Genomic DNA, 25,654 nt, shown 5'->3' with positions numbered 1-25,654 from the left:
GCCGGCCCGGTGCCGGCCCGTCATCGGTCCCGGAGCGCCCCCTGCTCGTCGTTGAGCACTCAGCGCTCCAGCTCGGCCAGCCGCCCGGCGGTGGATTCGCCCGCCGCGCCGCCGCCGTCCGGCAGCTTGCGCCACTCCTGACGGGCCGCCCGGTACGCGTCCCGCGCGGCCCGGGGGCGTCCCGCCCTCTCATACGTCATACCCCGCCAGTGGTTGGCTGTAGCACCCAACTCCACTGCCTCCTGGAGCTGTTGTGGACTCTCCAGCTCCGCTTGCGCCTCCACCGCGGACTCGGCGGCCGCCCGGAAGGCCTCGGCGGCCTCGTCGCGCCGGGCGGGGCGGTTCAGCACCCCGGCCGCCTGGAGCAGGGCCCTGCCCAGCTCCAGCCAGCAGCGCGCCGCGGTCAGCGGGGCCACGGCCTCCTCCGCCGCCAGTTTGAAGAGGTACTCCGCCTCCCGCAGATCGACCCGGTCCGAGGTGCTCCGGTGCCGCAGCATCAGGGCCCGGCCGAGCATCAGCAGCCGCTCGGACTGGTGCGCGCCGCCGGCCGGCGTCTCGGAACGGCAGTCGCGCAGCACCCGTACCGCGGCACCGATGTGAGGGGCGCCGTCCGGCAGTTCGGCTCGGCGCAGGAGCGTGGAGCCCCATTCGGCGAGCAGATCGGTGTGCGCCCGCGAATCGCGCGGGATGCCCCGGGCCGCGCGGGCGAACCACTCGGCGGCGGCGACGAGTTCGGAAGGATCGCCGGTGTGCTCGTAGCGGGCGGCCCGGACCCTTCCGGCCCTGGTCTGCAACTGGGCGCGCTGGCGCTGGTCGCGTACGGTCTCCAGCGCCTGGCCGGTCAGGGTCGCGGCCTCGTCCGGTTCGGCGCCCGAGGCCAGCAGCGCGTCCACGAGGTCGAGCACGATGCGGACCTCGGTGCCCATGGTGTGCCGGCCGCCCTGGGCGAAGGCCGTGCGCAGCGAGCGGGCCGACTGTCGCGCGTACTCCTGGGAGCGTTCCTGGTCGTCGGTGGCGCGGGCCAGTTTCAGGAGCGTCCGGCCGTGCTGGAGCGGCAGGACGGCGGGCCGGTTCTCCTGGTCGGGCCAGCGGTCGGCGAAGGCCTCCAGCATTCCGCAGGCGCTCTGCAGCAGGGCGCTGTCACCGTCCAGCCGCCACTGCGCCTCCAGGGCCCGCACCCGCTCCAGGGTGAGCCGCAGCGCCTCGGCGGGTTCCAGTCCGCGGGCGGCGCAGGCGGCGGTGTACTCGCGGTCGGCCCGCCGCAGGAGCTCCAGTGCGCCGCGCCGGTCGCCGCGCCGCCGACGGTCGTCCGCCGCGGCGTGCAGCACCTTGGCCAGAACGGCACGTTCGCGTACCGCGTCGGGGCGGGCGGCGGCCCGTTCGGCGGCGCGCTCGGCCTCGTGGAGGAGTTCGGCGCCGCCCTGCACCTCCCACAGCCGCAGGACGCAGCGCGCGTACTGGGCCCAGAGCTCGGGGTCGGCGGCCTGCGGGGGGCTGTTCTCGGTGGCTCCCCGCAGCAGTTGCACGGCGTCGATGAGGCGCTGCACCATCTTGTCGGCCTCGAACTGCCGCATGAGTTCGCGCGCCCGCTCCACGGCGAGGATGCCGGCGGGGGCCGGGGAGTCGCCGGGGCTCCGGGGCTCCCGGGTCACGAATACGGGGGGTACGGGCATGAATCGCTCCAGTACGCGGGCTGCCACCTCGGCAAAGGCATGGGGGACGCGCGGGCTGCCGCGTCTCTCGTTCCCCCCGGTTCCCTCGTTCTCCTCACTGTCGTCGGCTTCTTCGCCTTCCTCTGGCTCCTCGTTCGCGTCCCCGGGCCGGGCGGTCGCGGTGGACCGGCCGGCGCCGGCGCCGTACCCGGAGTCGTGCGACGTACCGTCACCACCGAGCTGGGCGAAGGCCAGGGCCGGGAAATTGGGCCCGCCCTTGCCGAACCGCTGCTCTATGTATTGCGAACAGTGCTTGAGTACGAGCTGAGCCTCGTCACGGCCGAGCGGCCCGAGGAGCGTGTCCTGGACGCCGGGCTCGAACGCGTACCACTGGGCGCCCGCGCCGCCGTCGGCGCGCGTGAGCAGGCCGCTCAGCAGCACCTCGGCCAGTTCGGAGGGGCCCGAGTGGGGCAGCATCGTGCGCTGCACCAGCTGCATCACGGGCAGGTAGAGGGGGGCCGCCGCGAGGTAGACGGCGAGCTGTCCGGCGTCCGGTGAGGCGGCCGAGCGGAACCGGCTGACCAGCTGGAGCGCGGACAGGGCGCCGCCCGGGCGCTGGGCGGCGGCCGCGGGCTGGTCGGCCCGCACCCACCCGACCGCACCGGCCACCGGCGCCGAACCGGCGCCGGAGAGCAGTCTCGCCCAGCCCGCGAGCGCGTCCGCCGCCGGCGGCAGGACCGGAACCGCCAGGGCCCCCGGGGGTACCGCGGGACCGGTCCCGGCGTCCCCGGTGACCTTCAGCAGACTGGCTCCGGCGGGGCCCTCGCCCCGGGACAGCGAGCCGAAGGTGACCGGCAGCCGCGTCCGGTTCCACAGGCGCTGCGGCAGCGGTTGCAGCACGGCGACCGGGGCCAGCCTGGCGAGCTGGTGCAGCAGCCGGTGGGCGTGCCCGCTGCGCCAGAGGGGCCCGGCGCAGTCGCTGACGACGACCGTGACCCGGCGCCCGGTCGGATCGCTCAGCCGGTCCGCGGAGTGCAGCGGGGCCGCGTCGGGGTCAAAGCTGCGGCTGACCGTGCAGCCGCCGTCCGGACCCTGGTGCAGATAGCGCACCTGGATATCCCGGAATGCTCCCAACTGGCCGAATACCTGCTGGAGTTCACCGAACATCCGGTCCCACACCAGCATCGACGAGGAGGCGTCCATCACGCACTGCAGGATGGCGTCGCCCCGCCGGACCCCTCGGAACACCGGCATGATCAGGCCGCCCGCGCGGGCGCTGCGTTCGGCGGTGGCCGTCTCGTCCAGAACGCTGCGCAGCGGGGCTGAGACCGGGTGGTAGCGCTGCAACGGGCGCAGCGCGCGGGTGAGTTCGAGCCGGGCCGGAAGGACGGGGGCGGCCGGCACCCCGAGGGGAAGCGCGGCGGCACGGGCATGCGTACCGGACCGCCGTCCGGGCGGATCATGGATCTCGCCGTCCCCGCCGCCGGTCCGGGTGGGGTGCGGGACGGGGTACAGGTCGATCCGCCCGTCGTCCCGCGGCTCGCGCGCCTCCTCGCGCGGGACCTCCGGGCCGCTCCCGGCGGCCGGGCCGTCCCGCTCGGCCACCGGGCGGGCGGAGTCCGCAGAGGGCACCCCTTCGGAGGTCCGGGCGTGCGACGGCCCCGCCGCGGCCTCGTCGCCGTCCGCCTCCGGCCCATCGGCGCCGCGGGTCCATCCGGCCAGCCAGAGTGCGTCGCAGAGCTGCTCGACGTCGGGTTCGAGCCCGGCCGCGCGCAGCCGGGCGACGAGCTCGGGCAGCAGCCCGCCGTCGTACGGTTCCGGCGCGCCGGGCACCGTGCCCGCCGCCGCCCCACCGGGCGTCCCATCCGGTCCGGGCCCGCCCGGCGTCCCGTCCGCCCCGGACATCAGCGCCTCACCTCGGCCGGTCGAGTCGCTGGATGAGCAGGTCGGCCAGCCGGTCGCGGCCCGACGGGGCCGCGGCATGGGTGAGGTAGATGGCGTTCAGCAGCTGGTCCGTGGCCAGGAGTTCGCTGCGCGAACGCTCCAGGAAGTGGGCGATGAGGTCATCGCTCGACCGGGCCACCTCCTCGCCCAGATGGGCCTTCACGAACGAGGCGAGCCGCTTGTGGTCGGGCCGGCCCAGCTCCAGATGGATGCAGCGGCGCATCAACGGGGCCGGGAAGTCCCGCTCGCCGTTGCTGGTGAGCACCACGAACGGGAAGGCCCTGCACTGCACCCGGCCGCCCCTGATCCGCACCTTGTTGCCGTCGTGGTCCAGCACGTCCGCCTCGCCGTCGGGCAGCCGGTCGGCGATCCGTTCCAGCTCGGGAATGGCGAACTCGCCCTCCTCCAGCACGTTCAGCAGGTCGTTCGGCAGGTCGATGTCGCTCTTGTCGAGCTCGTCGATGAGCAGCACGCGCGGCCGGTCCGACGCCAGCAGGGCGGTGCCCAGCGGTCCGAGCCGGATGTAACTGCCCACGCTCTGAGCGGAGTCGGCACCGGCTTGGCCGTCCGCGGATCCGTGCGATGCGATCTGGACGTCCTGGAGCCGGGCGATGGCGTCGTAGTGGTAAAGGCCGTCCTGCAGAGTGGAGCGGCTGACCACGGGCCAGCGCAGCACCTTGCCGAATTCCAGCTCACGCGCGACGGAGTGGGCCAGCGTGCTCTTCCCGGCGCCCGGATCACCGGTGACCAGCAGCGGACGCCGCAGATAGAGCGCGGCATTGATCATTTCGAGTTCCTCGGCACCCGGCCGGTGCTCTTCGGCGATGCGCCCGGGAATGCCGAGCCGGCGGTCGGCCGACTCGTCCCCGTCCGGCCCGCCGGCCGCGGCGGGGCGGCCGCCCGCGAAGTCGCGCCAGGGCGGCGGGGGCGGCAGCTGCGCCACCTCGTCGTGCGGTTCGCCGATTCCTCGGTAGATGAGCCACTCGCTGGGTTCACTCATAGCGTGTTCCTCGTCGTCACTCGTCCGCCACGGGCAGCAGCCGTCGACCGCGCCTTACCGTATCGATCCGGGGTAACTCCGGTAAGGGGAAGGCCCGTTCGGCTCTTCGGGCGATGCGCGGCCGCCTTCCTCATGGCGCCTCCAGGAAGTCGCCGGCGCCCGGCAGGGGATGGTGGGGATCGTCGTAGTAGAGGGCTGCGCCGGCGGACCAGTACAGCTCCGTACGCCCCGCACTCACTCCTCGTCTCAGCTCATGGATCCGCCAGGGAAGCCGGTCGTGGGTGCGGGTGTCCGACACGGCCTCCGCGACGCGGCGGTGAAAGTCCCGGCACACCGTGTCGGCCTCCGCCGGCCTGCGCTGCAGCAGCGCCACCCCGAAACCGGAGTCGAGCAGCCGCACCACCCCGGCCGTGGTGTCCGGGTCCGGCCGGCTGCCGTAGCGGCAGAGCACCGGCACGGTTTCGTGAGCCAGGGTGCGAAGCTGCGCCACCTCCGGTACACGTACCCGCAAATCGTCCTCGCAGTCGACGACTTCGGCCCGCATCCCCGCCCCCGGCCCGGCGTTCCAGCGCCCCGGGCGCTCGTCGGCGGGTCCCTGGTAGGAACTGCGCAGCACCACCGGCCGTACGGCTCCGAGCGGCAGTCCGCCCGAGGGGAGCACCCATTCGTCGACGTCGAGTCCGAACAGCGCGGGAGCGACCACGACCTGGAGCATGGCCGGGCTGCCCGGTTCGTCGCAGCGCCGGAAGGCCTCGGTGAGCGCGGCGGCGAGCCGGTCGGGGACGGTGCCGAGCGGGACGCCGCGGCTGTCCTCGTCGACGGGATCCGCCTCCGCGGCCCGGCGGTCGACGGCGACCCGCCAGTCGTACTGGTCGCGGGCCCAGCCCTGGAGGTCCACCTGCAGCACGACGCAGTCGCGGGCGCCGTACAGGACGGGTTCGCTCACCGGCCGCCGGGCCTGCTGACGGTTCTGTTCCAGGCGCAGGCGGATGGCCGCCCACTCCACGTCGAGCTGTCTGCGCAGGTCACGGGGCAGCTCCTCGTCCGCGATCCGCTTCACCCAGCCCCACAGCGCCTTGGCGTTCCTGACGGACAGCTGGCCGTAGGGCCGGTCCGCCGCGAGAACGCCCATGCAGTAGCGCACGATCAGCCCGAACTGGGCCTCCCGGTCGCTGGCGCGGGTGTCGTACAGCGTCCCCAGACCGTCGCGCCAGCCGCGCGGGGCCGGACGGTGGTCGCGGGAGTGGACGCCGGGCAGGCCGTCCAGGAGGACCAGCAGACTGCGGGTACTGGCCGGGGGTGTGAGCTCGGCGAGCCGGCCCAGCAGATCGACGCGCCGTCTCGGACCGAGGATGCCGCCGGGCGGAAGGGGCAGCTCGCTCTGCGCATCGGTCCATGTCCGCCCGGTGCCGGCCGAGCTGTTGTGCCGGTCCGCGTGGTAGCGGTCGTGCGCGTGGAAGACCGACTGGTAGATGTCGTCGGTCTCGGCCTCGACGGGCGCGGAGGGCACCTTCAGGGTGCGCAGGCGCTCGATCCCCACGGCCGTGCCGCCCTGGTGGCCGTCGAGCCGCGACTTGATCACCCCGACCACCTCCCCCCGTACGAGGTCCACCAGCGGGCCGCCGGACATACCGAGCTCCACCCAGTCCCCGTCGAGCCTGACCACTTGTTCGGCGTCGCCCGATGCCCCGTAGGAGCCCTTCACCACGCAGACCCCGCTGCGGTTCTGCAGCCCCCCGCCCTGCCCGGGCGCCCAGCCCACGCAGCGGATCTCGCGGCTGCGCAGCATGGCCTCGGAACGTTCGGTCACATAGACGCAGGTGTGGTCGACGGGCCGCTGGAGCTGGATGAGCGCGAGGTCGGGGGCGGGCCAGCCGACGGCTCCCGGCGGCCGGGCGCCGGGCATCGCGGCGACCACCTTGCCCGGCACCTCGGTCAGTTCACTGCTGTAGTGGTCCTCCTTGAACCACACGCTCACGGCACCCGCCTCCCCCTGCATCGCCACGTGCGCACACGTGAGGACCCAGCTGGGGGCGACGAAGAATCCGCTCCCCAGGAAGTCCCCTCCCGGCCCGTCCTGGGCATACCCGGACGGCGGGCGATGGATGCGTACGGTGGCGTCCTGCACGAGGTTGATGAGTGCAGCCTGCGCGGGGCCCAGTACCCCCTCTGCGCCCCCCTCGGCCTCCGCGGTCATGCCCCGCCGCCGTCGGTGTCGTCCGCACCGTCCGGGTGTGCCGGTGCGCCGGGGGGTGCTCCGGCGGGCGGAGTGACGGCGGGTGCGCCCGCGGGTGCGGAAGGGGGCGCGGGCGCCGGTGCAGGGGGCGCGGGCACGGGGGGCGCGAACGGAACCGGTGACACCGGTGCGCCGGGCACGGGCTCCTGGGCGGGGATCTGTGCGGGCGGAGGCGGGTCGACCGGCGGTCCGCCGCCGTTCCAGGTGAGCGTGATCTTGATGGCCCCCTTGGCCTCGCCGTCCGCGAGCAGCCCGACGATCTTGCCGGACTTGGCGGTGAGCTCGATCCCGAACTCGACGCTGACCTCGTCCGGCCGCACGGCGCGCAGCGGCACGGCGAGCGAGCGCGCGACACCGGTCACCACGGAGTGCAGGCTCTCGACCCGCGCCTGCACCTGGTCGGCGAGGTTCCCGAAGCCGGTGTCCGTGTACGTCGGCCCGCCGCCGGGCGCCGGGCGCGTCAGCTCCTCCGCCCCGGAGATCCTCGCCCAGACCGGCGTGCCGTCCGGCAGCTCAATGCGCGTAATACGGGCCCCACTGTCACCCATGACACCCCCCGTTCCCCAACTACCCGCAGATTAACGGCCGTAGTCGGCCGGTGCGGGGTACATGACGGATGACGCGGAGGTGCGGCGGGGCGGTTCTCGGACCGGGGCGGCCCACGACGGCGGGGAGATCCGGGTCCGGCCCTGCGGACAGGGGCCGCACCGGACGCCGCGACCCCGGCCCCGGCCCGTCCGGCGGGCGCTTAAACTTGCGCCATGTACTTCACCGACCGCGGTATCGAGGAGCTGGAGAAGCGGCGAGGCGAGGAGGAGGTCACCTTCGAGTGGCTCGCCGAGCAGCTGCGCACGTTCGTCGACCTGAATCCCGACTTCGAGGTGCCGGTCGAGCGCCTCGCCACCTGGCTGGCCCGGCTGGACGACGAGGACGACGACGAGGACGCGTAGCCCCGCCCGCCGTCACCTCTGCCGGCCGCCCCGGCCTTCTCGGGTGGCCCCGTCCCGTCAGCGGCCGCGACCCTCGGCCATCACTGCCGCCCCGCCCTTCGCGGGTGGCCCCGCCCGTCAGTCACCGCGTCCGTAGTCGTCCCTGAACCGGTCGTACGCGAGGCCGAGCGCCCCGTGGACCATCAGCAGCGCCCCGGCGAAGGCCCACCCGCCGCTGCGCCGGCCGACTCCCCAGAGGACGAGCGGGAGCCCCGCGGCCAGCTGGGCGCCTGCCAGGGCGCGCGCCCTGGGCCCCCGCAGCCAGGGCCCGACGCGACTGCTCTCGACCACCTCGAGCTCGGCCTCGACCACTTCCCGCCAGCCGGTCCACTCGATCCGTTCGGCCCCCGGCCACTCCTGCGCCCCGGCGGTCAGGCTGCCGGAGGGATCGCCGGACCCCGGCCCGGCCGGGAGGGTCAGCCCGGTACGCGTGAGGACGGCGAGCAGCCCGCGCAGCCGCGTCCGCGCGTCGGCCTCCGGGTCGGGGCGGGTCAGGGCCTCGAGCGCCTGGACGTCGAGTACGGGGTCGAGGCCGAGCCGCTCGGCGAAGGTGCGCATCGCCTCGTCCTCACCGGCCGGGGTCCCGTCCGCGAGCCAGACGTAGCCGACGGGGCGGCGGAATCCCGCGGCCAGGGTGTATCCGGCCCGGTCGCCGTCCCACCACAGCGCGAGGACCGGCCAGGTGGACCCGACGGCGAGCGCGGCCGCCCAGCCGCCCAGGACCCGGTCGACCGGCTCGGCGGCCTCCCCCGGCTCCGGCTGCCCGCCACGGCCGCCCTGCCAGGGCTCCGTCTCGGGCACGAGGACGCTCCATCCGTCCCCGGCCGGCGCGAGCAGCATCTCCTCGCGCAGCAGGTGGGCGACCGGCCGCACGGCCTCCGGTCCGGCCCGGCAGAGCAGCAGTGCACCCACAGGTGATGTCGCGTTCATGCCTCACACCGTAGGGCAGATTGCCCGGATCTGATGCGTTTCGCCCGGTCAATCACGCCCTCACCTCACCCTGGCCCCACCCCGAACCCACCCCCACCTCCCCCTGACCCGCCTTGACTTCCACTATCCGCGATATATCGTGTTCTTCAAGAGACGCGATATGTTGCGTCGTCCGCACTCCCCGGGAGGTCAGATCCATGCCTGTGTCGACGTGGGCCATCACCGAGCCCCGGAAGCTGACCTTCGACGAACCCGTGACGGCGCTCAGCGTGCGCATCGTCAACGGCACGGTCAATGTCGTCGGCACCGACGAGCCGACCGCCAGGCTGGAGGTCTCCGGGATCGAGGGCCCGCCGCTGATCGTGACGCAGGACGGCGGCGTCCTCACCGTGGCGTACGAGGACCTGGCCTGGCAGAGCCTCCTCAAGTGGCTCGACCGCAAGGGCTGGCACCGCCGCGCGGACGTCTCGCTCGCGGTCCCGGCCGGCTCGACGGTGGAGGTCGGCGTGGTCGGCGCAGGAGCGTTCGTCTCCGGCATCCGCGGCCGTACGGACGTGCGCGGCGTCACCGGGGACACCACGCTCGTCAAACTCGCCGGCCCGGTCGGCGCGGAGACCGTATCCGGCAATGTGGAGGCCCAGTCCGTCACGGGCGACCTGCGCTTCCACTCCGTCTCCGGAGATCTCACCGTAGTCGAGGGTGCCGGAGCGTCCGTGAAGGCCGAATCGGTCAGCGGCGGCATGGTTCTCGACCTGGACCCGAGCGGGAAGCCCACCGATATCCGGCTGACCACCGTCTCCGGGGAGATCGCCATCCGGCTGCCGCACCCGGCCGACGCGAAGGTCGAGGCCAACACCGCGAGCGGTTCCGTCTCCAACGGCTTCGAGGACCTGCGGGTCAGCGGCCAGTGGGGAGCGAAGAAGATCACCGGCACACTGGGCTCCGGAGCCGGGACACTGAGAGCGACGACGGTCTCGGGATCCATCGCCCTGCTGCGCCGCCCATCGGCCGAGGACGAGCCGCACGAAGCCGAGCCGACCGGAAAGGTGCTCTGACATGCCCCCCGTATTCGCCCACGGCCGCCTGCGCCTCTACCTCCTGAAGCTGCTCGACGAGGCGCCCCGCCACGGCTACGAGGTGATCCGGCTGCTGGAGGAGCGCTTCCAGGGCCTGTACGCCCCCTCGGCGGGCACGGTCTACCCGCGGCTGGCCAAGCTGGAGGCCGAGGGCCTGGTCACGCACGCCACCGAGGGCGGCCGCAAGGTCTACTCGATCACCGACGCCGGCCGCGCCGAACTGGCGGGCCGCACCGGCGAACTCGCCGACCTGGAGCTGGAGATCAGGGAGTCCGTCTCCGAGCTGGCCGCCGAGATGCGCGACGACGTCCGCGGGGCGGCGGGCAAGCTGCGCAGCGAGATGCGCGCCGCTGCCGACGAGTCACGGCACACCACCACTTCCCGGACAGGCGCCAAGGCGGGCAAGGAGTCCCCCTTCGGCGGCTTCGGCGACCTGGGCGATCTCGGTGACAAGGAGGCGTGGCGCACCGCGAAGGAGGAGCTGCGCAAGGCGAAGCAGGAGTGGAAGGAGCAGGCCCGCCGGGCGAAGGACGAGTCCCGCCGCGCCCGCGAGGACGCCCAGCAGGCCCGCCGCCAGGCCAAGGAGGCCCAGGACCGGGCGCGCGAGCAGATGCAGAACGCCGCACGCCAGGTCCAGGAGCACTTCGCCCGGGGCGACTGGCCCGCAGGCGTACGGGAAGGGCTGGCCGAGATCACCGGGCAGCTGGGCGGCTTCGCCCGTACCGGCAACTGGCCCCCGTACACCAAGCCGGAACCCGCCGATACCGACCCCGGGCGGGACGAGGACGCGGGCACCACCGCCGACCCCGACTGGGGCAAGGACGCGGGCACCACCGGTGACCCCGCCCGCGACCTGGACCGCCTGCTCGACCGGTTCCGCGACGATATCCGTGATGCCGCCAGGGACCGGGGAGTGACGGAGGACCAGCTCACCGAGGCCCGCCGTCACCTGTCGACGGCGGCGGCCCACATCGGAACGCTGCTGCGCAAGGACGCCGACGGCGGCGGCGCGAAGTAGGGGCAGGGCCAGAGGCGCAGGAGGAGGCAGGGGAAGCGGAAGCGGAGACAGGCGTGCGGCCCGGGAAACTCCCCCGGGCCGCACGACGTCCACCCCGCACCGCCGTCCCCGTACCGCTCACGGCTGACGCGGCGTTCAGCCCGCCATGTGGTCCTGGCCCGCGCCGCCGTCCCCGTACAGCGCACGGCTGACCGTCCCGTAGGTCGCGCCGTGCTCGGCGAGCACATCGGCGACGACTCCCGGGGATGCGGTGAGGGCCAGCAGGAGGTGCTCCTCGCCGATGAAGCGGTCACCGCGGCCGAGTGCGATTCGCAGCGACCGCTCCAGGATCTTCTTGGCCCCCGGGGTGAACGGGAGATAACCCGTCCGCCGACGGCGGCCGCCCCGGTCACCCCGCAGGGCCCCCTCGCCGTGCGTCTCCTCGATACGGGACACGATCGCGCCGAGATCGATGCCGATGTCCGCGAGGGCGTCGGCGTCGGCTCTCGTCATACCGCCGCGCCTGCGCGCGTCGGCCAGGGCCGCCTCCACGGACTCCCTGCGATCGGTGAGTCCCAGCGCGGTCAGGGCGAACGGGGCCCGGCCGCCCTCCTGGTCCAGCAGGGCGAGCAGCAGGTGCTCCTCGGAGACCGAATCGGATTCGGCCCGTTCGGCATGGGTCACGGCGCCGCCCACAGTGGCGCGGGCGCCCTTGGTGAATCGCTCGAACATCAACGCCTCCCGTACTTCTTGTGCACGGCCTGCCGGCTGACGCCCAGTTCGGCCGCGATCTCCTGCCACGACCAGCCCTGGACCCGGGCGCTTCTGACTTGTACGGCTTCGAGCTGCTCCAGCAGCCGCCGCAGCGCGGCGACCGACCGCAGCCCCACCCTGGGGTCGCGGTCACCGGCGCGCTCGGCGAGATCCGTCGCTTCGGTCATGATGTCAACCTACGTTGACACCTGCTGCATGTCAACCCTGGTTGACGGTCAGCACGATCTTGCCGAACTGGTCGCCCGCGGCGAGCCGTTCGAAGCCTTCTCGGGCCCGGTCCAGCGGCAGCACCTCGTCGACGACGGGGCGCACCCCCGTGGTCGCACAGAACGCCAGCAGGTCCTCCAGCTCGTCCTTGGAGCCCATGGTCGAACCGACGACCTTCAGCTCCAGGAAGAAGATGCGGGTCAGCTCGGCGTGCGAGGGACGGTCGCCGCTGGTGGCGCCCGAGATGACCAGGGTGCCGCCGGGGCGCAGGGACTTGACGGAGTGTGACCAGGTGGCGGCGCCGACGGTCTCGATGACCGCGTCGACCCGGTGGGGCAGCCGCACGCCCGCCTCGAACGCCTCGACGGCGCCGAGCTCGACGGCCCGCTTGCGCTTGGCCTCGTCACGGCTGGTGGCGTAGACCCTCAGCCCGGCGGCCCGGCCGAGCACGATCGCGGCGGTCGCGACACCGCCGCCCGCGCCCTGGACGAGCACGGAGTCGCCGGGACGCACCCCGGCGTTGGTGAAGAGCATGCGGTACGCGGTCAGCCAGGCGGTGGGCAGACAGGCGGCCTGCTCGAAGGTGAGCTCCTTCGGCTTCGGCAGCACGTTCCAGCTGGGCACGGTGACCTGCTCGGCGAAGGTGCCCTGGTAGCGCTCGGTGAGGATGGAGCGGGGCTCGTCCGGGCCGACCCCGTGGCCGGTCTGACCGATGACGGAGTGCAGGACGACCTCGTTGCCGTCCTGGTCGGTTCCGGCGGCGTCGCAGCCGAGGATCATCGGGAGCTTGTCCTCGGTGATGCCGACACCGCGCAGGGACCAGAGGTCGTGGTGGTTGAGGGAGGCGGCCCGGACGTTGACGGTGGTCCAGCCCGGTCGCGCGCCGGGAGCGGGGCGTTCGCCCAGCTCGAGGCCGTTGAGGGGGTGGTCGCGGTCGAGGCGGGATGCGTAGGCGGCGAACATGGCCCCGACGATAGGCGGGGCCGCGGTCGCACGTAACCGGCTGCGGGTGTGACGCGCACCGCGCGTGACGGCGACCGGCCCCGGCAGGTTCATTCGAGCGCCGGAGGGCAGAATCAAGCCCCTCCGGCGATTGAGGAGCGGGGGTCCGGGGGCGGCGCCCCCGAAAGGCGCCGCGCCCGAACCCCCGCACTCACTCACCTCAACGCCGGGCGACACCCTCCGCACGGGCGGCCGCGGCCACCGCGGCCGTCACCGCCGGGGCCACCCGCTCGTCGAACGGCGACGGGATCACGTAGTCCGCGGCCAGCTCATCGCCGACCACGTCCGCCAGGGCGTTCGCCGCGGCGATCTTCATGCCCTCGGTGATCCGGGACGCCCGCACCTGGAGCGCGCCCGCGAAGATGCCGGGGAACGCCAGCACGTTGTTGATCTGGTTCGGGTAGTCCGACCGCCCGGTCGCCACGACGGCCGCGTACTTGTGCGCGATGTCGGGGTGCACCTCGGGGTTCGGGTTCGCCATGGCGAAGACGAACGCACCGGGCGCCATCGAGGCGACGGCCGGCTCGGGGACCGTACCGCCGGAGACGCCGATGAAGACGTCCGCACCGGCCAGCGCGGCCTCCAGCGGCCCGGAGATACCGGCCTTGTTCGTCAGTTCGGCCAGTTCGCGCTTGACGTCCGTCAGGTCATCGCGGTCCCGGCTGACGATGCCCTTGCGGTCGGCGACGGCGACATCACCGAGCCCCGCCTCCAGCAGGAACTTGGCGATGGCGACCCCGGCCGCACCCGCGCCCGAGATGACGGCGCGCAGCTCACCGAGGCTGCGCCCGGAGAGCTTCGCGGCGTTGCGCAGAGCGGCGAGCGTGACCACGGCGGTGCCGTGCTGGTCGTCGTGGAAGACCGGGATGTCGAGCCGCTCCTGGAGCTTGCGCTCGATCTCGAAGCAACGCGGGGCCGAGATGTCCTCGAGGTTCACTCCGCCGAAGGACGGGGCGAGCCGGACCACTGTCTCGACGATCTCGTCCGCGTCGGTGGTCGCGAGGGCGATCGGCACCGCGTCGACGCCGCCGAACTGCTTGAACAGGATCGCCTTGCCCTCCATCACGGGGAGGGAGGCCTCGGGCCCGATGTCGCCGAGCCCCAGCACCGCGGTGCCGTCCGTCACGACGGCGACGACCTGCGACTTCCAGGTGTAGTCGTGGACGAGTTCGGGATTCTCGGCGATCGCGCTGCACACCTTCGCCACACCGGGCGTGTACGCGAGGGACAGGTCGTCCTTGTCCCGGATCGGAACGGTGGACTGCACGGCCATCTTCCCGCCGCGGTGGAGCGCGAAGGCCGCGTCGAACGGCTCGTCGGTGGCGCTGTCTGTACTGCTGTCGCTGCGAGGATTGACGATCTCCGCTGCCATGGTGTTGACCCCTTAAGTCTTCATCGTTTGAGGGTGGCCACTCCTGGTTGAGGAGGGGTGGGAGGGCACCGCGTACGTTCCCTGCGCTGGGCGATTGGCCCGCCCGGCAGGGGGAGGTACATACGCGCGGGCGCGCCGCACACGCGCCCTGAGCCCCGGATGAGGGGTGTAAACGTCCTTCTTACCGGACAGGCGGCACCGCAGACGAGTCGTCGTGCCCACGGTGACGTGACTCATAGTGGGGCATTCAGACAAGTCGGCCACCCATCTTGAAATCCGCCCAGAGCAGGCTCAAGGCGGGGATCTTCCGGCGAGAGGAAGCGATTCCAGGGAAAGGTCCGGCCTTGATGTGCCGGCCCGCTGGGGTTCGGGGGTATCCCGTTACCCGATTTTGACATGCTGCGCCCCCTGTTTGGGGTAATCCAAATGACAAGATGCCGAAACCACGCAGGGTCACGGCACTCGAAGACAAGTGCGTGATCATGCTGCACCGCCCCTCACCTGCCGGAGGACCCCGATCATGACCGCACCCACCACCCGCTGTAAGACCATCGCCTCGTCCCGGATCGCCGCGGTGGGCGCCCTCGCGGTAGCCGGCGCGCTGCTGCTCACCGCCTGCGGTGACCAGACGAAGAACGGCTCGAACGGTTCGGACACGGCGAAGACCACGGCCGGCGCCGCTTCCCCCGCCGACCTCCTCCCCGCGGAGATCAAGGCCAAGGGCGTCATCAAGGTCGGCTCGGACATCGCCTACCCGCCGGTCGAGTTCAAGGACGAGGCCGGCAAGACGGTCGGCATCGACCCCGACCTCGCCGCGGCGCTCGGCAAGGAGCTGGGCGTGGAGTTCCAGTTCGAGAACGGCACCTTCGACACCCTGGTGACCGGGCTGCGCGCCAAGCGCTACGACCTGGCGATGTCGGCCATGACCGACACCAAGGAGCGCCAGGAGGGCATCGACCCCGAGACCAAGAAGAAGGTCGGCGAGGGGGTCGACTTCATCGACTACTTCACCGCCGGTGTCTCGATCTACACCAAGAAGGGCGACGACCAGGGGATCAAGACCTGGGCCGACCTCTGCGGCAAGAAGATCGCCGTCCAGCGCAACACCGTCTCGAACGACCTGGCCAAGGCCGAGTCCAAGAAGTGCACCGGCGGCAAGAAGATCGCCATCGAGTCGTTCGACAACGACCTCGAGGCCCAGACCCGGCTGCGTTCCGGCGGCGCCGACGCCGGCTCCTCCGACTTCCCGGTGGCCGCGTACGCGGTGAAGACCTCGGGCGGCGGCCAGGACTTCCAGATCGTCGGCGACCAGGTCGAGGCGGCCCCGTACGGCATCGCCGTCGCCAAGGGCAACGACGAGCTCACCGCGGCCATCAAGGCGGCCATGGACGCGATCATCAAGAGCGGCGAGTACGAGAAGATCATCGCCAAGTGGGGCGTCGAGGCGGGCGCGGTCACCGAGGCCGAGCTGAACGGCGGATCGTGACCGGGTTCCGGCGCTGAAGGGCATCAGCCGTGATTGAAATCGAAAAGTCGGGCCCGGCCGACCGGCCACCCGTACCCCCAACCCAGGCGGCCGCACCGGAGGCGATCAAGGCCATCCCGGTCCGGCACTACGGCCGGTACGTCTCGGCCGTCGTCGCGATCGCCGCACTCGTCGCGATCATCTACGCCTTCAGTCAGGGCAAGATCAACTGGGGTGCGGTCCCGGACTACTTCTTCGACCACCGCATCATCGACGGGGTCGGCCAGACGCTTCTGCTGACCGTCCTGTCGATGGTGATCGGCGTGGTCGGCGGCATTCTGCTGGCCGTCATGCGTCTGTCGAAGAACCCGGTGACCTCGTCGATCGCGTGGTCCTACATCTGGTTCTTCCGCGGTACGCCGGTGCTGGTCCAGCTCTTCGTCTGGTTCAACCTGGGTCTGGTCTTCGAGTACATCAACCTCGGGCCGATCTACAAGGACTACTGGTCGAGCTTCATGACGCCGCTGCTGACGGCGCTGCTCGGGCTGGGGCTCAACGAGGCCGCGTACATGGCCGAGATCTGCCGAGCCGGTCTGCTCTCGGTCGACGAGGGCCAGACGGAGGCGTCGCACGCGCTGGGCATGAGCCACGGCAAGACGCTGAGGCGCGTCGTACTGCCGCAGGCCATGCGGGTGATCGTGCCGCCGACGGGCAACGAAGTCATCAACATGCTCAAGACCACGTCACTGGTGGCGGCCGTGCAGTTCTACGAACTGTTCAAGAACGCCCAGGACATCGGACAGTCCTCCGGAGCCCCGGTGGAGATGTACTTCCTCGCCGCGGCCTGGTACCTGATCATGACCTCGGTCCTGAGCGTCGGGCAGTACTACCTGGAGCGGTACTACGCCCGCGGCTCCAGCCGCAGCCTGCCGCCCACCCCGATGCAGAAGATCAAGGCCAACATGCTGTCGCTGGGCCGCCCGAAGGGAGGCATGGCATGACCGCCATGGTGAAGGCCGAGGGCGTCCACAAGTCCTTCGGCGCCGCGCACATCCTCAAGGGCATCGACCTGGAGGTCGCCCCGCGTGAGGTCTTCTGTCTGATCGGCCCGTCCGGTTCCGGCAAGTCGACGTTCCTGCGGTGCATCAACCACCTGGAGCAGATCAGCGCCGGCCGGCTGTCCGTCGACGGCGAGCTGGTGGGCTACCGCCAGAAGGGCGACAAGCTCTACGAGCTCAAGGACAGCGAGGTCGCGCTGAAGCGCCGGGACATCGGCATGGTCTTCCAGCGCTTCAACCTGTTCCCGCACATGACGGCGATCGAGAACGTCATGGAGGCCCCCGTCCAGGTCAAGGGCGAGTCCAAGGCGGTCGCCAGGGCCCGGGCGGAACGCCTCCTGGACCGCGTCGGCCTGTCCGACAAGGCGAAGAACTACCCCTCGCAGCTCTCCGGCGGACAGCAGCAACGGGTGGCGATCGCCCGCGCGCTGGCCATGGAGCCGAAGCTGATGCTCTTCGACGAGCCCACGTCGGCGCTCGACCCGGAGCTGGTCGGTGACGTCCTGGACGTCATGCGCGGTCTCGCCGAGGACGGCATGACGATGATCGTGGTGACCCATGAGATGGGCTTCGCCCGCGAGGTCGGCGATGCGCTGGTCTTCATGGACGACGGCGTGGTGGTCGAGTCGGGCCACCCGCGCGACGTACTGACCAACCCGCAGCACGACCGGACGAAGTCGTTCCTGTCGAAGGTGCTGTAGGCACACGGACGGATACGCGTGTGAGGGCGGTACGGACCGACAGGTTCCGTACCGCCCTCACCCGTGTGTGCGCTACAGGGCCGACAGGTTCCGTACCGCCCTCACCCGTGTGTCCGCTACAGGGCCGGCAGGTTCGGTACCGCCCTCGCCCGTGCGTCCGCTACAAGGCCGGCAGGTTCGGTACCGCCCTCGCCCGTGCGTCCCCTGTGCCTCCTGCTTCCCCTACTTCTCCAGCAGCTCCGGACGGAGCATCAGCGTGCGCAGCTGCGCACGGGTGAGCGGCGGGGTCCTGAGCAGCGGTCCCTGCGCGGTGTCGGCCTCGAAGCCGGTGCTGTCCCGCATGACCAGCTGACCACCGTCGTTGAGCGAGAGGCGGGCCACGAGTTCCGGACCCCACTGAGGTGTGCCGTCCCCGTAGTCCATCGAATCGCTCCAGATCGTCAGCTCGCTTCCGTCCGGAAGCTTCTCGCTGACGCAGTCCGTACGGTGCGGCTCCCCGGCCCGTGTCTCGCACAGGTCCGTGTTACGCGGGCCGCCGCCGAGCTTCTTCTCCACCATCCTCGCGTCCATGAGCCCGATGACGAGGTAGCCGGTCCCGCCGTCCCTGCGGACTGCGTACTGGCCGTCCAGCGGTCCGAGCAGATGCTCCTTTCCACGCCCCGGCGCCGCGTGCTTGAGGATGAAGGCCAGCGAGACCTGCTCGACCGAGCCGACGCCGTCCGGCAGCAGCTTGCGCAGCTTCGCGGCCCGGGCACTGTGGCCCGCCGGCTCGGCCGGGGCCGCCACCGACGAGGTCCGCGGGGCCGGATCCGCGAGGAGTCCGGGCACCACGAACGCTCCCGCCGCGACCGCGCACACCGCCGCCGCCGACACCGCGGCCCGACGGCGCCTGCGCACCCTGGCCGCCCTCGCGTAGACCACCTCGGTGCTGATGACCGGCCGCCCCGCGTCCTCGGCAGCCCGCCCCAGCAGCTCGCGCACGTCGTTCATACCAATTCCTCCGCCATCTCGGCGCGCAGCGCCGCCAACCCCCGAGCCGTATGGCTCTTGACCGTGCTCTCCCGCATCCCGAGCAGTTCTGCCGTGGCCTGGACGCTCAGGTCCTCCCAGTAGCGCAGCACCAGTACGGCCCGCTGCCTGGCCGTGAGCCGGGCGAGCGCCGCCCGGACCGCGAGGCCGGTGTCCGTGTCGGGCGCGGTGACCGCCCGGTCGGGCAGTTCGCCGTACGCCTGTTCACGCCGCCAGAACCGTCGGCGGGCCGCGATGAACGTGTTGACCAGGGTCTTGCGCGCGTACGCCTCGATGTTGTCGAGCCGCCCGTGCCGCCGTCCGCCGAGCACCACCTTGACCAGGGTCGACTGGACCAGGTCCTCGGCCTCGTGGCGGTCGCCGCAGAGCAGGTAGGCGCTGCGGAACAGTGCGGTGCGTCTGCTCTCGACGAAGGCGTGCAGTGCGGCGTCGTCATCGATCCGCATCGTCGGCGCCCCTCTCCGGGTCCGCGGGCGCGGACCGTCTCACCCTTGCAGTGCGGTGGGACGCGGGGCGGGTTGCGGCAGGCGGCAGAAAAGTTGGCGGGGCGGCCCGGACCGTCGTCCGCACCGCCCCGCCACGCATGCTGCCCTCACTTCACCGCGAGCACCAGACTGTCGGAGGGTGAGGACCAGACGGCCCGCGCCTCGGCGAACCCGGCCGCGCGCAGGGTGCTCGCGTGCCACCGCACGGACGGCATGTCGCCGTCGGCGTGCTCTCCGTAGATCGCGAACCGCTCGGCGGTCGGCCCGGCGAGCACCGGGTCCGCGGCGGCCAGTGCCCACCAGTCCGCCCAGTCCAGGGCGCCGGCGGCCTTGGCCCGGTCCATGGCGGCGTGCCGGTGGGCGCGTTCGGCTGCGTTGATCCGGGGGGTCTCGGTATCGATCATGTGGTCGGCGTTCATGAACACCCCACCGTCCGTGACGAGGCCGCCGATCTGCCCGTAGAGGGTGGTGAGCGGTTCGCTGTGCAGCCAGTGCAGGGCAGTGGCGGTGAGGACCGCGTCGTACGAGTCGTGGGGCAGCCGGTCCGTCCACCGAGGGTCCTTGAGATCCGCGGTGACGAAGGTGACGCGCTCGTCGCCGGCGAAGTAGCCGCGGGCGATGGCGAGCAGCGCGGGGTCGAGGTCCACGCCGGTGGCGGTGGCCTTCGGGAACCGTCGCAGCAGCCGGTCCGTAATACTTCCCGTACCGCACGCGAGGTCGAGCACCCGGGGTTCGGGGCCTGTGAGGGCCTCGACCATGTCGAGCATCACCCGGAAGCGCTCCTCGCGATCCGGCATGTACCACTCCTGCTGCCGGTCCCAGCTCTCCTGCCAGGCCTGCCAGTCGGTGCCCGTCGCCGTCTCCGTCACCCGAAACCTCCCACGTCGCACTTGTAATACCCTAGAACCGCATCAGACCATTACATCATCGCTGCATCGACCTTAGACCGACGCCGTAAGGACTACAAGTGGAACTGGCCTATTACTCGGACTACGCCGTGCGCCTGGTCAACACCGAGGAGCCGGCCCGCAACAAGGACGCCCTCACCTCGGTCGACGCGGTGCGCGAGCTCTTCGGCGCCAACGGACAGGCCGCAAGGCGGGCGACCGACGCGGATGTGACCCGGTTCCGGTCCGTACGGGCCCGGCTGCGCGCGGTCTTCGAGGCGGCCGACGGCGGCGACGAGACGCTCGCGGTCGACCTGCTCAACTCCCTGCTGCTGGAGTTCCCGGTCAGCCCGCAGATCTCCGGGCACGACATCCGGGACGCGGACGGGAAGCCGGACTGGCACATGCATCTGGCCGACCACCCGTCCAACGCCACGGCCGGCTACACCGCGATCGCCGCGATGGGCCTCGCCTTCCACCTGACCTCGTACGGGGTGGACCGGCTCGGCCTGTGCGAGGCAGCGCCGTGCCGCAACGCCTATCTCGACACCTCGACGAACCGCTCCCGCCGCTACTGCTCGGACCGCTGCGCGACCCGCGCCAACGTGGCCGCCTACCGGGCGCGCAAGCGCCTGGAGACCGAGCGCGCCGCCGAGACCGGCCGCAGCGCGGAGACGGCCCAGCCCACCACACCGCACACCGAGCGCTGATCCTTCGTCAGCGGCCGGTAGCGGGCCCGGACCCTGGCCAGCACGAGCTCCTCGGGCACCGTCCCGTAGTCCGTGCTGTCACCGCCCGCGAAACTGTTGTCGCCCAGCACCCACCAGCCGCCGGCCCGCCGCTCCACGGCCCGCTTGACCACCAGCAGGTCCTGCTGGAACGGATGCCTCAGAATCACCACGTCACCGGGGCGCACCGGCGCCCCGTACTGCACGAGCAGCCAGTCCCCGTGGTGGAGCGTGGGCACCATCGAGGGGCCCGTCACCTCCACCACCTGGAACGGCACCCGCGCCGCCAGCCCTCGTCCGGGCTGCTGCTCATCGGTCAGCTCCGGCACCTCCGGCACCTCCCGCATCTCTCCGGCACCTCCCCGGTCCTCCAGTACACCGTCACAACAGGGTTCCGTACATTCGGCCACTGGTCCCATCCTCACCCTGGACTTTTGGCCTAAGCCCATGGGGGCACCCACTAATTCGCGCCTCTCACGGAGTAATGTCCCACCTGAGAAGACGATCACGAGGAAGGACAGCTCAATGCTTTCCCGCCTGTTTGCCCCCAAGGTGAAGGTCAGCGCCCACTGCGACCTGCCCTGCGGCGTGTACGACCCGGCCCAGGCCCGCATCGAGGCGGAGTCCGTCAAGGCCGTCCAGGAGAAGTACCAGGCCAACGAGGACCCGCACTTCCGGGCCCGCGCGGTGGTCATCAAGGAACAGCGCGCCGAGCTCGCCAAGCACCACGTCTCGGTGCTGTGGAGCGACTACTTCAAGCCCCCGCACTTCGAGAAGTACCCGGAGCTGCACCAGCTGGTCAACGACGCCCTCAAGGCCCTCTCGGCCGCGAAGGCCTCCACGGACCCGGCCACGGGCCAGAAGGCGCTCGACCTGATCGCCGAGATCGACAAGATCTTCTGGGAGACCAAGAAGGCCTGATCTCTGGTTAGGCCGTCTGACCTGCGGTTTCGCTGGTCATGTCGCCTACCGGTCCGCACCCGGTCCGCAGGCCGCCGAGAACGGCGTCCATCACGGACCGGGTGCGGTCTTCTTCGCCCGGCCAGAGGTGCGCGTAGATCCGCAGCGTGATGACGGCGGACGCGTGGCCGAGGACCATCTGCACCTGCTTGACGCTCGCCCCGCCCGCGATGAGCGCGGAGGCGTAGAAGTGCCGCAGGTCGTGGGTCACGAGGTGCGGCAGCACGACGGGCTTGCGGCCCTCGCGTACGGCCGCCCTGTTCTCCTCCGCCTGGAGCGCTTTGCGAGCACCGTTCCATTCGGTTTTCCAGCGGCGGTAGTTGAGCGGCTCCCCCTTCTCCATCGTGAACAACCACTCCGTGGAGGGGCGCGCGGCGAGGTGTCCGAGGAGCGCGTCGGTGACGACCTCCCCGACCGGAACCGTCCGACGTGACTTCGCGGTCTTCGGCGGGCCGATCTTCCCCGACTGGAGCCGCTGTCGCTCCACGCGAATGCTGCCAGCCTTGAAGTCGACGTCCGCCACCTTGAGGCCGAGCAACTCCCCTATCCGCAGACCTGATCCGGCCAGCGTGACGACGGCCGCACGGATGTACGGCGGCATCACGCGCGCCATGGCCTCGACCTGGGCGACGGTAGGCGGGGTGACCTCCTCGTCCGGCATGACCGGAAGGGTGATCCGGCGGCACGGGCTGGAGGCGATGACCTTGTCGTCCACGGCCGCTGTCATGACGCGCACGAGGACATCGTGAACGTTCCGGACGCTGCCGGGGCCGAGCTGATCGGACAGGTGCTTGAAGAGCACTTGTATGTCGTTGCGGCGTATCGCCGCGAGCGAGCGCCCAACGCGGGTACGAGGTGGAGCCGGAGCGCGTTGTCGGTGATGCGTTCACCCGCCTCGCTCGCGATGAGCGAGCCCTGCCACCTCTCTGCGTACTTCTCGAAGGTGACGCGGCCGGCGCGCGGGTCGACGTACTGGCCGGTGACCACGCTGGCCGTGACCTCGTCGAGCCAGCGCTGGTGGCAGGCGCCGGCCTTCGCGTGCTGGGAGAGCGTCTGCCACAACGGGGCGAGCGTCAGGGACTCCCCGGGGCACCGGTGCATGTAGTCGCTGACCGCACGAGCCACCACGGCAGTCCCGATCACCGGTGCCCACCCACCGAACGGTTCAGCCACTGCTGAGTACGCCTCGCCTCCAGACCGGTAGGAACCCGGTAGGTGCCCTTGGGCTCCCCCCTGCCAGAAGCCGCCGCCGGCACTTCCCTCGAGACACCCCTCGGCTCCTGGTCCTCGCCCAGCCTCCGGTTGGTGTACTGCGCAACATGCCGTCGCAGAACGCGGCCCAGCGCCCGCATGCGCGTCCACGTACGGAAGGCAACGTCATCCCCGGCGGGTACTTCGTCGAGAAGCGGAAGGATCTCCCGGCGCTGTGCGTCGGCCGCCTCCTGATCCTCGGGAAGCCCTCCTTCCAAGAAGCATTTGATCTGCTCCACCAGAAGTTCCACCTGGGCCCGCATCGCCGGAAGAGTGGTCGCCCCGAGCTGGAGACGCAGCGACTCGTTAGCGATGGTTGTAGCCGCAGCGGGATCCAGAGGTGGCGGCTCTTTGGCTTCGTTCGGGGGGTACGACATATCTACTCCTGGCTTCTCCTGTGTCCCGGGGATCCCTTGCCTTCGTTCGGCCCTCCCAAGATGCCGCCAGTAGCCCTACGATCACTAGGAGTTGTGTACCGGGCGGCGATCGGGATATCCGGCATATGACAAAAGACGAGGGATGTAGACCCAAGCCAGGGGCTGGAGCAGTACATCGGGAGGATGGTTCAGGACGCTCGCCTGAAGCGCCAGCAGCAAGCCAAGGAAATAGGTGACTTCAAGGACGAACCCTGGAGCCAGACCTTCGTTGCCAGGCGTACGTACACTTCGCAGAGCCGGATCTCCGAGGTGGAGACGGGCGAGGTCCCGCCCGATACCGATCTGGCGCAGAAGCTCGAAGGAGCCCTGGGCCTCGATCCCGATTCCCTGGTGAACCTGGTTCGCATCCTGAACCAGGAGAACGTCAACGACTACGCCAGGCCCTACATCCGTCGCCTCCCGGAGGCAACGATGCTCTACGACTTCGGTCTGATAGTCCCTGGCCTTCTCCAGACGCCGGGGTACGCCCGTGCCCTGGTACTGGCCGGACAGGCCGGCGATCCCCGGCGCATCCAGCACATCGTGGATCAGCGCATGGAACGCGCTCGCCGCCTGCTGAGCGGAGAGCAGCAGCCGTGGCTGACGGCGATCATCTACGAGGCCGTACTGCACTGCGACATGGGGGAACCTGAGGTCGCCCGCGAGCAGCTTGAGCACCTGCTGAAGGCGCAGCAGCAGCCGAACATCAGCGTGCGGGTTCTGCCGTACACGGCCGCCATCGTCAGCGGATCGTTCACCCTCCTTACCCTCGGCAGCGGTCGGCGGGCAACGTACACAGAGGGCTTCGGAACGGGTAGCTACTCTGAGGAGACAGAGACGGTCATGCAGTACCAGCGGGTCTATGATCGCCTTGCCGAGGAGGCGTTGAGCGCCCGTGACTCCACCGGCCGAATCCACGAAGTACTGAAGAGGTTCAAGTGAGCGAGCAGCCGACCTACCGCAAGTCCTCTTACAGCGGCTCCAGCAACGATGCGTGCGTGGAGGTTGCGGACAACCTGCCTCAGGTCATGGTCCGCGACTCCAAGTACAGGGACGAGGCTGGTCCGGAACTGAACGCTTCCCGGCCGGCCTGGGCGGCCTTCATCAGCTCGATGAAGTAGCGCCGAGAGTGCCCCCCTCTCTGTGTGAAGGGGGCTTCATACTGCCCTTGGGCGAACCGATCGAGGCCCACTTCGGGCCGCTTCGGCAGTTAACCCTCACCAACTCGCATGATCCCCACCACGGGGCGCAGACCCGCGAGTTGTACCGCTACTGCGCTGGCGCAACCAGAACTCCCGACGTCCTGGGCGCCCAGCGGCGCAAACCTGCCCGGGTCCGCGTCGAGAAGGGCATCCGCTGGGGCGGCCAATCGCGCTCCAGCTTTTCCTGATGGCCGGCAGCCCAAGAATGCGGTGCTGGGAGATTCCGCGCGTCAGGTGCCGCCGCCGAGATTCCGGGCCGCGAGCGCGGTGACCTGGGTGGCCAGGTGCGCCAGGGAGGAATCGCGCAGCGCGGCGGCATCTGCCAGCCGGGCCACATCATCCGCCCAGGCGCCGGTGGCCGGGTCATCCACACCGATCCGGGCAGGACTGCGGCCACGCAAACCGGCCGGCACTCCGGCGATCCTCCCTTCTGGAGAGGCGTGTCCGGCTGCGTCACCGGGCAGCCTCGCCGTGCGCTCGGGATGGGCCATACCGACCCTTCAGCTGAAGATCGCGAATGCGATCAGCAGGGAGGGCGCGGGGAGGGCGAGCGAGGCGGCGAGCCAGCGCCGCCAAGGGCGTTCGCTGCTGGGCGCCACGACGAGTGTCGGCGGTCGGCTCGGGAGCCACCAGCACCATCCACGAAGACAGCTACTCACGCCGGCCCAAGCCGTCGCGCGGCAGCGAATTCCGGGGATTCAACTCCGCACTGAACGTTTGTGCTGCCTTCTGCGTCGAATCGGAAAGGAGGGTCGATGGCCAGACGGGGTGCACCGAGAGCCGCCAGCGTCCAGGGGCGGAATCTGGCGGCCGAGGCTGATGTTGGACTGATCCGTACCGTGCTCGTCCTGGGCGGCGTGCCATGGGCCGATCTTGACGATGGGGTGCAGCAAGTACGTCTGAAAATACTGGAATCCGGCGCGAGGTCCGCTTCGGGTGCCATCCGCAGCCCCGCGGCCTGGGTGTCGGTGGTGGCTTCTCGCGTGGCCCTTGACTGGCATCGGGCCCGGTCGAAGGACGCCGGTCTCACTGAGCGACTGGCTCGGCGGTGGGAGCAGCGCCCGCCCGTGGGTCACCCCGAGGACGACCGGCTGCTTGCCCTGGCCGTTGCCGCGGGTCTGGACGAGCTCACTGCGCAGCAGCGCCAGGTATTGACGCTGCGCTACTTCACCGATCTCACGGTGCGGGAAATCGCGGCAGAGGTCGGGATACCGGAGGGCACGGTCAAAAGCCGCCTCCATCACGCTCTTGCAGCCCTGGAAGACCGGCTGCACGACCGGGAGGTCATCTGAA

26 protein-coding genes and 1 pseudogene are annotated in these 25,654 nt (G+C 71.1%); 11 read left to right on the top strand and 16 right to left on the bottom strand.

The window, feature by feature from the left end:
* Positions 1-59: 59 nt before the first annotated feature.
* From OG782_RS25660 to OG782_RS25645, 4 genes are all read right to left on the bottom strand, one after another.
* Entirely contained in the window at positions 60-3,557 is a 3,498-nt protein-coding gene (locus tag OG782_RS25660; RefSeq protein WP_406454744.1) for an SAV_2336 N-terminal domain-related protein, read from the bottom strand.
* A gap of 7 nt (positions 3,558-3,564) precedes the next feature.
* Positions 3,565-4,596, bottom strand: coding sequence for an AAA family ATPase (locus OG782_RS25655; protein ID WP_406454742.1), 1,032 nt, complete (start codon positions 4,594-4,596; stop codon positions 3,565-3,567).
* Between the two features lie 130 nt (positions 4,597-4,726).
* Positions 4,727-6,793 (bottom strand): trypsin-like peptidase domain-containing protein, encoded by a 2,067-nt coding sequence (locus OG782_RS25650; protein ID WP_406454740.1) that lies wholly within the window; start codon positions 6,791-6,793, stop codon positions 4,727-4,729.
* Positions 6,790-7,380 carry a CU044_2847 family protein gene (locus tag OG782_RS25645; RefSeq protein WP_406454738.1) on the bottom strand — a complete coding sequence of 197 codons (591 nt, stop codon included), beginning with the start codon at positions 7,378-7,380 and terminating at the stop codon, positions 6,790-6,792. The genes OG782_RS25650 and OG782_RS25645 overlap by 4 nt, the downstream gene beginning before the upstream one ends.
* A gap of 213 nt (positions 7,381-7,593) precedes the next feature.
* Between OG782_RS25645 and OG782_RS25640 the strand changes: the two genes are divergently transcribed.
* Entirely contained in the window at positions 7,594-7,782 is a 189-nt protein-coding gene (locus tag OG782_RS25640) for a DUF6104 family protein (RefSeq protein WP_030386011.1), read from the top strand.
* 117 nt (positions 7,783-7,899) lie between these two features.
* Here the strand turns inward: OG782_RS25640 and OG782_RS25635 are convergent, their stop codons facing one another.
* Positions 7,900-8,751, bottom strand: coding sequence for a hypothetical protein (locus OG782_RS25635; protein WP_406454736.1), 852 nt, complete (start codon positions 8,749-8,751; stop codon positions 7,900-7,902).
* A gap of 197 nt (positions 8,752-8,948) precedes the next feature.
* Between OG782_RS25635 and OG782_RS25630 the strand changes: the two genes are divergently transcribed.
* Entirely contained in the window at positions 8,949-9,806 is an 858-nt protein-coding gene (locus OG782_RS25630; RefSeq protein ID WP_406454734.1) for a DUF4097 family beta strand repeat-containing protein, read from the top strand.
* A 1-nt stretch (position 9,807) separates the two neighbouring features.
* Positions 9,808-10,845, top strand: coding sequence for a helix-turn-helix transcriptional regulator (locus OG782_RS25625; RefSeq protein ID WP_406454732.1), 1,038 nt, complete (start codon positions 9,808-9,810; stop codon positions 10,843-10,845).
* 135 nt (positions 10,846-10,980) lie between these two features.
* On the opposite strand, the gene OG782_RS25620 is transcribed toward OG782_RS25625, so the two are convergent.
* The 4 genes from OG782_RS25620 to OG782_RS25605 form a co-directional block, all read right to left on the bottom strand.
* A complete protein-coding gene (locus OG782_RS25620) occupies positions 10,981-11,556 on the bottom strand; it encodes a Clp protease N-terminal domain-containing protein (protein WP_406454731.1) in 576 nt (191 codons plus the stop codon).
* Positions 11,556-11,765 carry a sigma factor-like helix-turn-helix DNA-binding protein gene (locus tag OG782_RS25615; protein ID WP_219567081.1) on the bottom strand — a complete coding sequence of 70 codons (210 nt, stop codon included), beginning with the start codon at positions 11,763-11,765 and terminating at the stop codon, positions 11,556-11,558. The genes OG782_RS25620 and OG782_RS25615 overlap by 1 nt, the downstream gene beginning before the upstream one ends.
* 31 nt (positions 11,766-11,796) lie before the next feature.
* Positions 11,797-12,768: a zinc-binding dehydrogenase gene (locus OG782_RS25610; RefSeq protein WP_406454730.1), complete on the bottom strand. Its 972-nt coding sequence runs from the start codon at positions 12,766-12,768 to the stop codon at positions 11,797-11,799.
* Positions 12,769-12,967: 199 nt separating this feature from the next.
* The gene (locus OG782_RS25605) at positions 12,968-14,179 is read right to left on the bottom strand and encodes an NADP-dependent malic enzyme (protein ID WP_406454728.1); all 1,212 of its coding nucleotides are present in this window, start codon (positions 14,177-14,179) and stop codon (positions 12,968-12,970) included.
* A 520-nt stretch (positions 14,180-14,699) separates the two neighbouring features.
* Between OG782_RS25605 and OG782_RS25600 the strand changes: the two genes are divergently transcribed.
* From OG782_RS25600 to OG782_RS25590, 3 genes are read left to right on the top strand one after another with little or no spacing between them, the layout of a single operon-like run.
* Positions 14,700-15,665, top strand: coding sequence for an ABC transporter substrate-binding protein (locus tag OG782_RS25600; protein ID WP_406454726.1), 966 nt, complete (start codon positions 14,700-14,702; stop codon positions 15,663-15,665).
* Between the two features lie 29 nt (positions 15,666-15,694).
* Entirely contained in the window at positions 15,695-16,645 is a 951-nt protein-coding gene (locus OG782_RS25595) for an amino acid ABC transporter permease (RefSeq protein ID WP_406454724.1), read from the top strand.
* Positions 16,642-17,403, top strand: a complete 762-nt coding sequence (locus OG782_RS25590; RefSeq protein WP_285564637.1) for an amino acid ABC transporter ATP-binding protein — start codon at positions 16,642-16,644, stop codon at positions 17,401-17,403. Before OG782_RS25595 ends, OG782_RS25590 begins: the two co-directional genes overlap by 4 nt.
* A gap of 222 nt (positions 17,404-17,625) precedes the next feature.
* Here OG782_RS25590 and OG782_RS25585 read toward each other — a convergent pair whose 3' ends face one another.
* The 3 genes from OG782_RS25585 to OG782_RS25575 form a co-directional block, all read right to left on the bottom strand.
* Positions 17,626-18,393 (bottom strand): hypothetical protein, encoded by a 768-nt coding sequence (locus tag OG782_RS25585; protein WP_406454722.1) that lies wholly within the window; start codon positions 18,391-18,393, stop codon positions 17,626-17,628.
* The gene (locus tag OG782_RS25580; RefSeq protein WP_406454720.1) at positions 18,390-18,878 is read right to left on the bottom strand and encodes a SigE family RNA polymerase sigma factor; all 489 of its coding nucleotides are present in this window, start codon (positions 18,876-18,878) and stop codon (positions 18,390-18,392) included. The genes OG782_RS25585 and OG782_RS25580 overlap by 4 nt, the downstream gene beginning before the upstream one ends.
* A gap of 146 nt (positions 18,879-19,024) precedes the next feature.
* On the bottom strand, positions 19,025-19,786 hold the full coding sequence (locus OG782_RS25575; RefSeq protein ID WP_406454718.1) for a class I SAM-dependent methyltransferase: 762 nt from the start codon (positions 19,784-19,786) through the stop codon (positions 19,025-19,027).
* Positions 19,787-19,884: 98 nt separating this feature from the next.
* Here OG782_RS25575 and OG782_RS25570 point away from each other — a divergent pair, with 98 nt between their 5' ends.
* Positions 19,885-20,514, top strand: a complete 630-nt coding sequence (locus tag OG782_RS25570; protein WP_406454716.1) for a CGNR zinc finger domain-containing protein — start codon at positions 19,885-19,887, stop codon at positions 20,512-20,514.
* Here OG782_RS25570 and sodX read toward each other — a convergent pair.
* Positions 20,418-20,879: a nickel-type superoxide dismutase maturation protease gene (sodX, locus tag OG782_RS25565; RefSeq protein ID WP_406454714.1), complete on the bottom strand. Its 462-nt coding sequence runs from the start codon at positions 20,877-20,879 to the stop codon at positions 20,418-20,420. The two genes, OG782_RS25570 and sodX, sit on opposite strands and share 97 nt — an antisense overlap.
* 178 nt (positions 20,880-21,057) lie before the next feature.
* On the opposite strand from sodX, the gene sodN reads away from it, so the two are divergent.
* Positions 21,058-21,453, top strand: coding sequence for a superoxide dismutase, Ni (sodN, locus tag OG782_RS25560; protein ID WP_145765547.1), 396 nt, complete (start codon positions 21,058-21,060; stop codon positions 21,451-21,453).
* A gap of 7 nt (positions 21,454-21,460) precedes the next feature.
* Here the strand turns inward: sodN and OG782_RS25555 are convergent.
* Both OG782_RS25555 and OG782_RS25550 read right to left on the bottom strand, forming a co-directional pair.
* Positions 21,461-22,509: pseudogene (locus OG782_RS25555) on the bottom strand (tyrosine-type recombinase/integrase); the annotation flags it as partial.
* 122 nt (positions 22,510-22,631) lie between these two features.
* Entirely contained in the window at positions 22,632-23,006 is a 375-nt protein-coding gene (locus OG782_RS25550; protein WP_406454712.1) for a hypothetical protein, read from the bottom strand.
* Positions 23,007-23,303: 297 nt separating this feature from the next.
* On the opposite strand from OG782_RS25550, the gene OG782_RS25545 reads away from it, so the two are divergent.
* Both OG782_RS25545 and OG782_RS25540 read left to right on the top strand, forming a co-directional pair.
* Positions 23,304-24,101 carry a helix-turn-helix domain-containing protein gene (locus OG782_RS25545; protein WP_406454711.1) on the top strand — a complete coding sequence of 266 codons (798 nt, stop codon included), beginning with the start codon at positions 23,304-23,306 and terminating at the stop codon, positions 24,099-24,101.
* Positions 24,098-24,280, top strand: a complete 183-nt coding sequence (locus tag OG782_RS25540) for a DUF397 domain-containing protein (RefSeq protein WP_406454709.1) — start codon at positions 24,098-24,100, stop codon at positions 24,278-24,280. The genes OG782_RS25545 and OG782_RS25540 overlap by 4 nt, the downstream gene beginning before the upstream one ends.
* Positions 24,281-24,591: 311 nt before the next feature.
* Here OG782_RS25540 and OG782_RS25535 read toward each other — a convergent pair whose 3' ends face one another.
* Positions 24,592-24,732, bottom strand: coding sequence for a hypothetical protein (locus tag OG782_RS25535; protein ID WP_406454707.1), 141 nt, complete (start codon positions 24,730-24,732; stop codon positions 24,592-24,594).
* 384 nt (positions 24,733-25,116) lie between these two features.
* Here OG782_RS25535 and OG782_RS25530 point away from each other — a divergent pair, with 384 nt between their 5' ends.
* Positions 25,117-25,653: an RNA polymerase sigma factor gene (locus OG782_RS25530; protein ID WP_406454705.1), complete on the top strand. Its 537-nt coding sequence runs from the start codon at positions 25,117-25,119 to the stop codon at positions 25,651-25,653.
* Position 25,654: the final 1 nt, after the last annotated feature.

It is taken from the genome of Streptomyces sp. NBC_00876, assembly GCF_045207435.1.
GTDB lineage: Bacteria > Actinomycetota > Actinomycetes > Streptomycetales > Streptomycetaceae > Streptomyces.
Note: the sequence above shows the minus strand (reverse complement) of the source record. Positions and strands in the feature narration are given on the sequence as shown.